The organism is Candidatus Methylarchaceae archaeon HK02M2, assembly GCA_024256165.1.
GTDB lineage: Archaea > Thermoproteota > Nitrososphaeria > Nitrososphaerales > JACAEJ01 > HK02M2.
This window is the reverse complement of the sequence record JAKLZG010000032.1, coordinates 1-10,618: the sequence shown is the minus strand read 5'-3', so window position 1 is coordinate 10,618 and position 10,618 is coordinate 1. Positions and strand designations below refer to the sequence as shown.

At 37.7% G+C, this 10,618-nt stretch carries 11 protein-coding genes; 7 read left to right on the top strand and 4 right to left on the bottom strand.

Features of this window, described 5'->3' with window-relative positions:
• A partial coding sequence (locus tag L6N96_02815) for a CDC48 family AAA ATPase (GenBank protein ID MCP8323097.1) occupies positions 1-1,688 on the bottom strand: 1,688 nt, incomplete at its 3' end.
• Positions 1,689-1,847: 159 nt separating this feature from the next.
• Between L6N96_02815 and phoU the strand changes: the two genes are divergently transcribed.
• The gene (gene phoU, locus L6N96_02810; GenBank protein MCP8323096.1) at positions 1,848-2,498 is read left to right on the top strand and encodes a phosphate signaling complex protein PhoU; all 651 of its coding nucleotides are present in this window, start codon (positions 1,848-1,850) and stop codon (positions 2,496-2,498) included.
• A gap of 46 nt (positions 2,499-2,544) precedes the next feature.
• Here the strand turns inward: phoU and L6N96_02805 are convergent, their stop codons facing one another.
• Complete coding sequence (locus L6N96_02805; protein ID MCP8323095.1) at positions 2,545-2,967, bottom strand: zinc ribbon domain-containing protein; 423 nt, start codon at positions 2,965-2,967, stop codon at positions 2,545-2,547.
• Positions 2,968-3,108: 141 nt separating this feature from the next.
• Between L6N96_02805 and eif1A the strand changes: the two genes are divergently transcribed.
• Genes eif1A through L6N96_02785 form a run of 4 tightly spaced genes read left to right on the top strand, consistent with a single transcriptional unit; the run spans position 3,109 to position 6,317 of the window.
• On the top strand, positions 3,109-3,417 hold the full coding sequence (eif1A, locus tag L6N96_02800) for a translation initiation factor eIF-1A (protein MCP8323094.1): 309 nt from the start codon (positions 3,109-3,111) through the stop codon (positions 3,415-3,417).
• A gap of 47 nt (positions 3,418-3,464) precedes the next feature.
• The gene (locus L6N96_02795; protein MCP8323093.1) at positions 3,465-4,244 is read left to right on the top strand and encodes a serine protein kinase RIO; all 780 of its coding nucleotides are present in this window, start codon (positions 3,465-3,467) and stop codon (positions 4,242-4,244) included.
• On the top strand, positions 4,241-4,801 hold the full coding sequence (locus tag L6N96_02790) for a KH domain-containing protein (GenBank protein ID MCP8323092.1): 561 nt from the start codon (positions 4,241-4,243) through the stop codon (positions 4,799-4,801). The genes L6N96_02795 and L6N96_02790 overlap by 4 nt, the downstream gene beginning before the upstream one ends.
• A 1-nt stretch (position 4,802) precedes the next feature.
• Positions 4,803-6,317 carry a DNA topoisomerase VI subunit B gene (locus L6N96_02785; protein MCP8323091.1) on the top strand — a complete coding sequence of 505 codons (1,515 nt, stop codon included), beginning with the start codon at positions 4,803-4,805 and terminating at the stop codon, positions 6,315-6,317.
• A gap of 85 nt (positions 6,318-6,402) precedes the next feature.
• Here the strand turns inward: L6N96_02785 and L6N96_02780 are convergent, their stop codons facing one another.
• Both L6N96_02780 and L6N96_02775 read right to left on the bottom strand, forming a co-directional pair.
• Positions 6,403-6,552 carry a hypothetical protein gene (locus L6N96_02780; GenBank protein ID MCP8323090.1) on the bottom strand — a complete coding sequence of 50 codons (150 nt, stop codon included), beginning with the start codon at positions 6,550-6,552 and terminating at the stop codon, positions 6,403-6,405.
• Positions 6,553-6,792: 240 nt separating this feature from the next.
• On the bottom strand, positions 6,793-8,901 hold the full coding sequence (locus L6N96_02775) for a thioredoxin domain-containing protein (protein MCP8323089.1): 2,109 nt from the start codon (positions 8,899-8,901) through the stop codon (positions 6,793-6,795).
• Positions 8,902-9,034: 133 nt separating this feature from the next.
• Between L6N96_02775 and L6N96_02770 the strand changes: the two genes are divergently transcribed.
• Entirely contained in the window at positions 9,035-10,135 is a 1,101-nt protein-coding gene (locus tag L6N96_02770) for a DNA topoisomerase IV subunit A (protein ID MCP8323088.1), read from the top strand.
• 295 nt (positions 10,136-10,430) lie between these two features.
• The coding region (locus L6N96_02765; GenBank protein ID MCP8323087.1) for a hypothetical protein at positions 10,431-10,618 on the top strand (188 nt) is incomplete at its 3' end.

Here is a 10,618-nt window from a genome sequence, read left to right as displayed (position 1 = left end):
CCCCCACCCCTTATTGGAGTTATTGCATCTAATTCATCGAAAAATATTATACAAGGAGCTGCTTGCCTTGCCTTCCTAAAGACTTCCCTCACTCCCCTTTCTGACTCACCTACCCATTTAGATAATAACGCTGGACCTTTGATGCTGATAAAGTTGGCTTCACTCTCATTTGCCACTGCTTTTGCTAAAAGTGTCTTACCCGTGCCTGGAGGACCATACAATAGAATGCCTTTTGAAGGTGTTACATCAGCATAGTCAAATATTTCTCGATGCTTTAATGGCCATTCTATAGCTTCTTTCATCTCTTGCTTGATATCTTCTAATCCTCCTACATCATCCCACTTTATCATCGGAATTTCTACTAACACCTCACGCATTGCCGAAGGCTCGACTTCTTTCAATGCATTCTGAAAATCTTTCATTGTAACTGTGATTTTATTCAATATCTCTGCTGGGATGCTCACTTGCTCTAAATCTACCTCAGGAAGAATTCTACGTAATGTCCCTATAGCAGCCTCTTTACACAAGGCTTCTAGGTCTGCACCAACAAATCCATGAGTTATATCTGCAAGCTTATCAAGTTGGACATCATCTGTCAAGGGCATGCCTCTGGTATGAATTTGAAGTATCTCCAACCTGCCTTGACGGTCGGGTATACCGATTTCTATCTCCCTATCGAACCTGCCCGGTCTTCTTAATGCTGGGTCGATTGAATCTGGACGGTTTGTTGCTCCTATAACCACTACTTTACCTCGAGATTCTAAGCCGTCCATTAAAGCTAAAAGTTGAGAAACAATACGCTTTTCTACATCACCTGTTACTTCCTCTCTTTTAGGGGCGAGAGAATCGATTTCATCTATGAAGATTATGCTGGGGGAATTTTCTTGGGCTTGCTTGAATATATCCCTTAATCTCTCTTCACTCTCACCATAGAACTTGCTCATAATCTCAGGTCCACTTATCGAATTGAAGTTGGCATTCGTCTCGTTGGCAACTGCTTTAGCTAGTAAAGTCTTCCCCGTTCCTGGAGGTCCATGTAATAAGACTCCTTTGGGAGCTTCTACACCTAACCTCTCAAAGATTTCTGGATGTTTTAACGGAAGTTCTATCATCTCCCTCACTTTTTGAATCTCATGTCTTAATCCACCTATATCTTCATAGGACACCCTTGGGATAGCTTCTGGTACTGCCTTGACCATCTTTTCGCTTATTGTCACTTGAGTGTTCTCATCAATAAGGGCTGCATCGGCTATTGGGGTCACATTAGTAACAATCAAATCGATCTTTCGTCCCATTATGTTTATAACAACACTGTCCCCTCTTGTCAATACTCTTCCTTCTAATATCTGTCGAAGGTACTCTTCTCCACCAACAATTCGCAGAGGTTCGGTAGGGGCCAAAGTTATTTTTTGAGCAATTTTGGCTTCGGTTCTTCGTATGTTTACTTTATCATCAATTCCAGTTTTAGCGTTGTTTCGAATATAGCCGTCAATTCTAATCAAACCCTTTCCATAATCTTCTGGACGACCGAGCCAAAGTAATGAGTGAGTCTTTCTTTTTCCAACTATTTCTATAATATCACCAGAGGTCCACCCCATCTCGTCAACTATTTTTGGATCAACAACTGCAACACCCCTTCCTACATGTGTGGGGTAGGTCTCTGCGACTCTAAGAGTAATACTTGACATGACCTTCAACCTCTTTAAGCAAGTAATTGAATAAAAAAGTTTTATCATTTACTTATATTTATACGATATGAATTATTGAACCAGTTAAAAATCGATTCTTATTAAGACTTAAGCTCTCAGAACAATACATAAAGGTGGGTTCAGTTTAAAGGAAATCAAATGTCACGACTAATGGATATCGAGTTAGAACGGCTTAGAAAAGATACTTTTAAGATGGGTGAGCTTGCTAAAAAATCTGTAAAAGAGTCTATTCATGCTTTAAAGAATAAAGATGAAAAGCTAGCATCAAAGGTCATCGAAGGAGCCTCTGTTGTTGATATGTTGGAATTTGACATAGAGAATAAAGCTGTTGATCTAATCTTGTTGCAACAACCCATGGCTAAAGACCTCAGAATAATAGTGACTATACTAAAGATCATAACAGACCTTGATAGGATAAATGACCTTGCAAAGGACATTGCTGTTATAACATTACATATAGGTAAAGAGGCGTTTGTAAAACCTCTAATCGATATACCAAGAATGTCTGAGATAGCTCAGGAGATGATAACTGATTGTTTGATTGCCCTCTCACAGGAAAAAATTGATTCTCTGAAAGATTTTTCTGAGAGAGATGATTTAGTGGATGCACTCACGGATCAAGTCAGACGTGAATTGATAACGATTATGATTGAAAATCCTCGTTCAATTGCGCAGTCAAACCGTCTCCTCTTTGTGGCGTTACATTTAGAAAGAATAGCAGATCATGCATGCAACATAGGTTCGCGTATCTTTTACATGGTTACTGGTAAAAAAATAAAATTCGAATAATTTGTTTATCAAAAACAGTCAAATTTCCGGAATCACGATTTTATGTTCATTTTTTAACGATCCTTTCTTTCAAGGCTGGTAAACTTTGCCAAAGGGCGATAGTCATTACTATAAATATTATCCAATCTGGTATCCAATAGATAGGCATAACAGTAAAAAAAAGACCTAATGTAATAGCTGTTAAAGAAATTATCCATGTAAATTTAGGAACTCTTTCAGTATATAACATCCAACCCATGTAAAGGTTTAGAGAGCCTCCAACAAGAAGGAAGAGAGATATCTCTATAATAGCACTATAAATTAAGATTATAGAGAGAATCAGGTAGGTTCCACCTAATATATGCAAGTATGCTAAAGCATTCAAGGGTGATTTTATTATAGAAACTTTTTCTGAAAGCTTAAAACCGCAATTACCGCAAAAATTAAACTCATCTTGGTTCTTGAAACCACATTGCTTACATTTGACCAAAATAGCTCATCTTTTGTTTCATATATGATTGGTTTATTTAGACTTTATTGTCTAGATTTTTCTTACCTACTAAGCGGTAAAGATATATTATTGCTTCTGAAAGATATTTTTAATTAATCTTATTTCTTGAAGTGATTATGAATGGGAAAAAGAAAAGTCCTAAGTGAAGAGCAGTTAAAGGAACTTACCCTCCCTGGTGAAGGACAATTATTTGGTAGAGTCATCAAGCTTATGGGTGGCGATAATATTATGGTAAAATGTTCTGATGGTAAGTCAAGATTGGGGAGGATTAGAGGAAAGCTAAAGAGAAGAATATGGATACGTGAAAATGATGTTGTGATAATTGCTCCTTGGGACTTCAATGATGGGAGAGGTGATATACTCTGGAGATATACGCTTGCACAAGTGGATTGGTTAAAGGAAAAAGACTATGTCCCAAAAGAGCTATAGCATTGTTTAAAGTATCCGATACTTAATTTTTAAATGTATTATCGATCATGGAATTAGATGAGAAGACTCAAAAGAAGCTCTCACGAGTGATATCTAAGTATGAGAAGGAGAGCAGAGCCCTTAGAAAAGACTCCGATGATTATGAAGTTGTAGAAGAAGTTTTTGATAAAAAGACTTACATTACCTTACATCACCTTTTGAACTCTAAAGTAATAAAATGCTTGAATGGCGTTGTCAGCTCAGGGAAAGAAGCAAGAGTATATTGGGGACAAAGGGATGACGGTTCCTCAGTCGCAGTGAAAATTTATCTTACTGTGACGGTTGAGTTCAAAAAAAGATTGCCTTACATAGTTGGAGATCCACGTTTTAAAAAAGTGAAGCGTGGCTCACGTAACATTGTTGAGCTTTGGGCACAAAAGGAGTATAAGAACCTCATGACGGTTTATGATGCTGGTATTCCTGCACCTAGACCCTTAGCCATCAAAAAAAATGTACTTGTAATGGAGTTTATTGGTGAAGATGGAAGTCCCGCCCCTCTGCTTCACGAAGTTGATGCGAAACAGAATGATTATAGAAGAATTATCTCCTTGATTAAAAGACTTTTTAAAAATGCGAATTTGGTACATGCAGACTTATCCGAGTATAACATCTTCAAGTATGGTAGGCGCCTTATCCTCTTTGACTTTGGTTCTGCTGTTGACGTGAGGCACCCTTTTACAAAAGAGTTTCTAATAAGAGACATAACCAATGTGAATCGTTTCTTTAGTAAACGGGGTTTAAAGGTAGAACCTCTAGAAAGAGTATTGAAAAAGGTGGGTTATACTTGAGTTTTCAAAGAGTTTTGAAACTCCCACAAGATCGTATAGGAGTTTTAGTGGGAAAGAAAGGAGCTATAAAGAGTGAAATAGAACGTAGATGTGGCATAACTCTTTCTGTCAATAGTAAGAGCGGTGAAGTGACAATAGATTCAGGAAAAGATATTGGACGGTCCGAGACCTTCAAGGCAGTAGAGATCGTAATGGCAATAGGTAGAGGTTTCTCGCCTCAGAGGGCTTTCAAGCTTTTAGACGAAGATGTCGTTTTTAGCGTGGTCGATTTAAGAGATTATTCAGGTAAGTCTAACAGCTCTTTAAAGCGCATAAAGGGCAGGATTATTGGACTAGGAGGCAAGGGTAGAAAGACTATAGAAGAGCTTACTGGTACTTCTATTTCTGTCTTTGGTCACACTGCAAGTGTTATTGGTAAAGTTGATGAAGTTCGATCAGCCTTAGAAGCGATTGACATGCTTGCTTCAGGGAGTGTCCATAAGAGTGTGTACAATATGCTACAAAGAGAGAAGAGAAAAGCCAAAATTGATCGTATGAAACTTTGGGAAGAGTTTTAGTTTGATTTACGAAGGTGTTAAATTCTCTGAAATTTCTCCAAGTGAGTTCTTCTATAGGAATAGAGACCTTGCGGGATTCAGTAGTCCTTCCCGCGCATTATATTCAGCCATTAGAGAACTTTTTGAGAACAGTCTTGATGCATGTGAACTTTATGGTATAATCCCAGATGTCTTTGTCAGGGTAACTCCTCTAGACCTTTATACCAATGATTCAGACCCTAAAGCATATCTCATCAAGGTGCAGGATAATGGTCCTGGAATATCTCCTGAACATGTTCCAAAGGCTTTTGGCCAAGTCTTCTTTGGCTCAAAGTTTCAATTAAAGCAGTCAAGAGGTATGTTTGGCATGGGGGGAACCATGGCGATACTTTACGGTCAGATAACAACCAATAAACCTGTAAGTATAACTACATCGGTTGATGGGGTTCGAACCTTTACTTTTGACATACTTATCGACATACAAGAGAATGCTCCAGTTATTCTGAAGAAGTCTTCTCAGCCTATTGAAGGGCATACTGGTACTACAGTAAGATTAGCCTTAAATGGCGATTACCAAAGGGCATCTCAAAAAATCAGGGAATACTTTAAGCGGGCAGCTATGGTAACGCCTTATGCCAATATCACATTTGTTGAACCTTATGGGCGCTTCTTTATTTATGAGAGAGGGACAAAAAATATGCCAACCCCATCTAAAGAAACATTACTTCATCCTTATGGAATGGATGTAGAAGCTGTCCGTAGATTGATTAAACAATCAAAGGAAGAGACCATGGTCAAGTTCATGTCAAAGAATTTCCATCGAGTTGGTGATATAGTCGCAAAAAAGTTCCTTGATTACGTTGGTTTCGATAAAAACATGGATCCGAAGATTATATCGAATGATGATATTACAAAGTTCATTAGAGCTCTTCATGAGTACGATAATTTCCTACAGCCAGATGCAAGCTGTCTATCTCCTCTTGGGAAAGAAAATTTGGTAGTCGGTATTGAGAAAGAGTTAAAACCAGATTTCGTTGCTGTAGCTACTCGCCCTCCATCCGCCTACTCAGGTTTTCCTTTTATCGTAGAAGTTGGTCTGGCTTATGGGGGAAAAATCATTCCATCTGGTATAAAACTTTTTAGATTTGCTAACAGAATTCCTCTACTTTATGATGAAGCAAGCGATGTCTCATCTAAAGTCATAAATGAGATTGATTGGAAACGCTATAAAGTACCACAGAATGCCCCGATAGCCATTATAACTCATATATGCTCCACGAGGATACCCTATAAGACTGTAGGGAAGGAGTATTTAGCAGATAGACCCGAGTTAGAAAGAGAATTAAAAAACGCCATAAGGGAAACACTTAGGAAACTTCGACTATACCTTTCGAAAAAAAATTCAATTGCGATGGTTAAGAGAAAGTTTGATATCTATAATAAATATCTCCCATTAATAGCGAAGTTTTCAACAGAACTATCGGGTGCAAAGCGCTTACCACGCTATGATAAACTGCTAAATCGGAAACCGATTTAAAGAGATCAAGGAGATAATTGAAATTTAATTGCTACTATCTCCCAAAAATATGCTTATTTTCTTCCTGATTATATGAATTAAGAATTCAATCTATCATTTCAACTTCGAAGTCGAATGCAGAAGTCGACTTTGCCATAACCCCTAATACTTCAATAAGCATATTTCCTAGATATACTTTATCTACCCATGAAGATTTTGGTTTAAACTTTATTTTGAAAGATATTTCTTGCTCCAATTTGCACTCCACTCAAAATAGTTATAATATTTTTTAAATATGAACCTTAAAATTCATTTGAAGTTCGAAGAAATATGGGACTTAAAGAAGCAGATAGGTTTCTGAAATGATCGAACTCTTTTAAGTAAGTGATGTTTTTTAAAGATCAAACTGTAGATGGTAATGCATATAATATATTTTTGAGTTTGAAGTCGGCTGATGATATCTCCATCTATATCATCAGGGCATCATTATATGTCCTTATGTTTTAGTATCATCCCTCTCACCTAAGTATGTTAATACTTTCTTCAAGTCGGTTGTTGGATAATTGCAGGAGAAGTTTTTACAAACATAGACTGTGGTTTTGCCATCTATGGTTTTCATACCCTTAGTATATTCTGCCAAATTTTCTAGGCTTGTGTCGTTTTCCTTCTTGATCAAGATCACTTTATTGGGGATTAACCTTGTCCTTATGACTTGTAGTATATTTTTAGTTACTTTAGAACAAAGATTGCCTACAACAACTATCTCGTATGTTTGCCCTAAAATGAAGTCAAGTGCTACCAAGAACATAGTATTTTGGGAGGATGTGCCCTCTATATGTGATGAGAAAGCTCTTTTTAATGCTTCAGCCCTTTCTTCGTAATGAATTTTTCCGGTTATACGTGCAAGTCTAATCAGATTTAGTAACACTATAGAGTTGCCTGAAGGGATAGCCCCATCGTGAAACTCTTTATTATCGATTAGAAGTTTTTCACCGTCTTTAGGAGTGAACAAGAAGCCGCCATTGTTTTTATCCCAAAAATGCTTTATCATGTCATCTTGGAGACTTAATGCTTCCTCAAGATACTTTATTTTAAAAGTGGCTTCATAGAGCTCAATCAAACCCCATATTAGAAAAGCATAATCATTCAGATTACCATTTATTGTTGCCTCTCCATCTCTATACCTATGCATGAGTCTTCCGTCAGCTGTCTGCAATTTCTCAAAGAGAAACTCGACTGTCTTCTCAGCAACCTCCACATATTTTAGCGAACCAAATGCTTGTCCACCTTTGGCAAGTGCTGCTATCATGAGACCATTCCAATCAGTTAAAATTTTATCGTCTTTCGAAGGATGAATCCTCTCTTCCCTAGCCTTAAAAAGTATCTGTCTGGCCTCCTCTAAAATATACATTAGTTCTTTGATATTCATTCCCAGCTTAACTGATAATTCCTGTAGAGGCACTTTCAGGTGTAGAATATTTTTTCCAGTTTTACCATGATGAACTTCATCAGGATAGTTCCCCTCTTTCGAAATATTAAAAACTTTGATGATTATGTCAGCTTTCTCACCTAGCGTTTCCCTGATTTCCGTCTCTGTCCACACGTAAAATTTGCCTTCTTCACCCTCACTATCCGCGTCTTCAGCTGAAAAGAAACCTCCTTCAGGGTTTGTCATGTTCCTCAAGGTATATTCGAAAATTTCTTCTGCCGTTGTCTGATACTCTTTTTTCCCCGTTGCCTGATAGGCCTCTATGTAAGCAATAGAGATCAACGCCTGATCATAAAGCATTTTCTCAAAGTGTGGAACAAGCCATTTTGAATCCGTAGAATACCTATGAAAACCAAATCCCACGTGATCGAAAAGTCCGCCCAGCCTCATCTTTTGCAAGGTTTTCTCAACCATTTCGAGTACTTGTCGTGTGCCTTTCCTCTTCCAAAATCTAAGGAGAAACATGAGATTATGAGGAGATGGAAACTTGGGTCTAGTGCCAAATCCAGCATTGGTTTGATCAAAGCTGTCGAGTAATCTTATGAAAGCCTCGTCCAAGACAATTTCGGTTAGATCTTCTTCCGGTTGCTTTGCTTTGACCCAGTCTGTTAAATGTTCTGTTACTTTATTAGCTGTCCCAACAAGTTTGCTTCTATCATTCTTCCATAATTCCACGATATTTTTGAGCAAATCAAGGAGACCTATCATTCCACTTCTAGTCTTTTTCGGAAAATAGGTACCTGCCAAGAACGGTTTCTTTTGAGGCGTCATGATTATTGTAAGAGGCCAACCTCCACTACCAGTAATCAACATACATGCTTTCATGTAGATACTGTCTATATCTGGTCTTTCTTCTCTGTCAACTTTTATAGAAACAAAGTTATCGTTCAAAATCTTTGCAATTTCTTCATCTTCAAATGATTCTCTCGCCATTACGTGGCACCAGTGGCAAGTCGAGTAGCCGATGGAAAGAAAAATGGGAATGTCCTCTTTCTGTGCTGTCTCAAACGCTTCTTCAATCCAAGGATACCAGTTAACCGGATTTTGGGCATGTTGCAATAAGTAAGGGCTTTTCTCGTTTACTAGCCGGTTAGTCTTTATCACAGTATCCGACATTGTCTTCACTAAGCTTCTATCAGGCTATTAGACTTTATAAAAAGAGATGGATAATTTAATAATATTTTGAGATGTATAAGATGTTGTTAACCAATCATAAAGATTTATGAGATGTTGTTATTCAAATATGGGGATGGTCAAAAAAAGCTCTAAGAGAGATATAACTAGTTCTAGAAAGAAAAAGATCAGAAAGCTCTTCAAAGATCTAGGCACAAAAGTATACTCTGAGATAGATAAGGGCACTTTTCCAGAGATAACCTTCTCCCGTAGATCTGTAAAAAACATAATCTATGACAAAAATCTGAGGCAGTACATTCTCGGTCAAGATTCTGTTAAGAGGTTATCACAGAATATAAAGCATATCCGTCCCTTCACACAATTGATCTGGCTGGCGTTCTTCGTCAACAAGCTGGTCGATCAAAGTAAGACAAGTACTCTCAGAGATGTCTTCTACTCTGCTCAAGCCTATGACATGGAGTTCGTCGATCAGGCAGAATCTAATGAGATTATTACTGATCTCGAAGTAGTTCTGTCTAAAGCTAGAGAGGACTTCAATGTCTATCCCGAAGAGCGTTCAGCAATATTTGGCGATCTTACGATAGAATACACTGTGCCAGGATATGAGGGAAATAGATTGAACTTAGCTTCCCATCCAGATGGGTATTTAATTGGACCGAGCTTGAGCACCTCTGACTTTACAGATACATCCGCCGAGATGGTATTGGCTGTAGAAAAGGGTGGTTTATTTTCTAGATTCGTTGAAGAGAGGGTGCATAAAAGGTACAAAGCGCTGATAATAAATACTTCAGGTCAGCCTCCTCGCTCTACAAGGTATATGCTGAGAAGATTAAATCAAGAGTTAGGTCTACCGATATACATTCTTACTGATGCTGACCCGTATGGGGAGCATATAGCCATGGTAATAATCTCAGGCTCTGCGAACGCTGCTCATCTAAGAGAGTTGACAGTTCCTACAGGCAAGTGGATAGGGGTTTGGGGAAGTGATATAAAAAAGTACAAACTCCCAAGTGATCCATTAAGAGATGTGGATATCAAACGTGTTTATGAGCTTAAAAAAGACCCCAGGTATACAGGAGGTATATGGCAAAAGGAGCTTGATGTGTTCTTAAAGATAAAAAGAAAGAGCGAACTCGAAGCCTTTGCAAAGTACGGTTTGACTGCAATAACAGATAGATATCTGCCTGAGAAGTTAGAAATTGCACAAAGCCTCTAATCTCTTAAATAATATTTTTTACTTGTTCAATTACTAGTCCTAATAAAGTTCGATCCAATATCGATGATATTTATTTTAATTCAAATGGTTCTCCTTACATTATCAGCTGCAATTATATTTAGTAAATATTTAATTGGCATTAGTTATCGGTCTTCTTACTTTCAGTTCTGGAGTGTTACCTGCATTGGTTAGTCACATCATTGACTAGAATATATTATTGATTTCATTAGGATTGTTTATAAAAAGGTAAGAAAGTGTAAACTTATTTAAAGGAAAATATAGGTATAGAGCTGAGTTGAGGACTTCTAAAACCACCGAAACAAGGATCAATATATTTATCCGAATCATAGGATTGATATTCCTACTTGTAGGTATATTATTGGCGTACTTTACAGCAACTACTCCTATCGTACCTCAGATATCCCCTGTATACTACCTAGTTTCACTCCTTTGCATAATTTCTGGTTTGGTCGCACTCATTTC

Excerpts from the sequence above, each read along its gene's own strand:
- eif1A (MCP8323094.1), top strand. The coding sequence starts at position 3,109 with ATGGGAAAAAGAAAAGTCCTAAGTGAAGAGCAGTTAAAGGAACTTACC.
- L6N96_02775 (MCP8323089.1), bottom strand. The coding sequence starts at position 8,901 with ATGTCGGATACTGTGATAAAGACTAACCGGCTAGTAAACGAGAAAAGC.
- L6N96_02795 (MCP8323093.1), top strand. The coding sequence starts at position 3,465 with ATGGAATTAGATGAGAAGACTCAAAAGAAGCTCTCACGAGTGATATCT.
- L6N96_02770 (MCP8323088.1), top strand. The coding sequence starts at position 9,035 with ATGGTCAAAAAAAGCTCTAAGAGAGATATAACTAGTTCTAGAAAGAAA.
- phoU (MCP8323096.1), top strand. The coding sequence starts at position 1,848 with ATGTCACGACTAATGGATATCGAGTTAGAACGGCTTAGAAAAGATACT.